This is a genomic window from Microcoleus sp. B6-A1 (assembly GCF_036705085.1).
In the GTDB taxonomy this organism is placed as follows: Bacteria; Cyanobacteriota; Cyanobacteriia; order Cyanobacteriales; family Microcoleaceae; genus Microcoleus.
Genome location: NZ_JAUBTU010000201.1, coordinates 1 through 1,200 on the forward strand (window position 1 = coordinate 1; position 1,200 = coordinate 1,200).

Below are 1,200 nucleotides of genomic sequence, written 5' to 3' on the forward strand. Positions count from 1 at the left end.
ATCTCTTGTTTCATCTGTAGAAAAAATTCTTAAAGAATTTGGAGATAATTATGTAATTAATTTTGCTTAACTACTTAAGTCAAATACTACAACGGTTGCGGCGAGCAAAATTAATTTGTTCAGATGCATTTGTGACAAGTTAAGAAAAAGTGCAAATTGTCAAGGGGGTAGACCAAAAAAGGTAAAATAGGATGAAACCTTTACGGGTCAAGCAGTTGAACCCTAGTTGAACCAGTTATGACTAGCAAAAAACGAATCAACCGAGATCATGCAAAGAAAAAAAATAGTCCCCAAATAGAAAATGAAGCGATTGCGAATCACCTGGAAGATTTATTAATTCCAGCAATGGCTGCTCAAAAAACTTTTTATCGCCAACTAAATTTAAGAGATAGGATTCTGACACTACCATTAATGATGGCAGCAATATTAAGTCTTTTATGGCGAAATGTAGCAGGAGTAACAGAATTAACCAGATTATTAAATAGAGAAGGATTTTTATGGTGTGAGCCGTCTGAAATTAGTCAACAAGCATTATCACAAAGATTTTTAACTTTTCCCGCAGTTTTATTTGAAAAAGTATTTAAAGAATTACTACCTCATTTTCGACGAAAATGGTTGATGAGAAAATCGAGACCATTACCAGATAGCGTACAATTTGCCTTAAAAAGCTTTGTAAGGATTCAGGTCAGAGGGTATTGACAAGTGTGACATTCTTGGCGGAAAATCACAATTATGGAAAAAAACCTGCCTCTTGAACTAGACCGTGAAATCCTGATACAGTTGGCTCCGGAACAACTGGTGGAAATCATTGTCTTTCAGGCTCTCGCCACAATTAAACTAAACTCCAGAATTTTAGAGCTAGAACAAGAAATAGGAAAACTCAAGGCGAGTAGAGATTTAGACAGCAAAACATCATCAAAACCCCCATCTGGGGACATCCTCAAAAAATCCGAAAAAAAACCTGAGATCTCCGATGGTGAAAGCCAAGCTCCAAAACGGAAACCGGGAGGACAACCAGGGCATCCGGGAAAAACTCGTAAAGGGTTTGGTAGAGTAGATCGCTTTGAAATAAGTAGTTAAGCAAAATTAATTACATAATTATCTCCAAATTCTTTAAGAATTTTGGTAGTGATAAATATGTAGTGATTAGATATTCATTTGCTCAAAACATAGTTGTAATGATGAATAAAATACCAAATA

Annotated in this window: 2 pseudogenes; both read left to right on the forward strand. The window is 35.4% G+C overall.

The annotated features are described in order from the left end of the window. Positions 1-237: 237 nt before the first annotated feature. Positions 238-687, forward strand: a pseudogene (locus tag QUB11_RS31185) (hypothetical protein); the annotation flags it as partial. A 45-nt stretch (positions 688-732) separates the two neighbouring features. Beyond that, positions 733-1,071 (forward strand): annotated as a pseudogene (locus QUB11_RS31190) (DUF6444 domain-containing protein); the annotation flags it as partial. Positions 1,072-1,200: the final 129 nt, after the last annotated feature.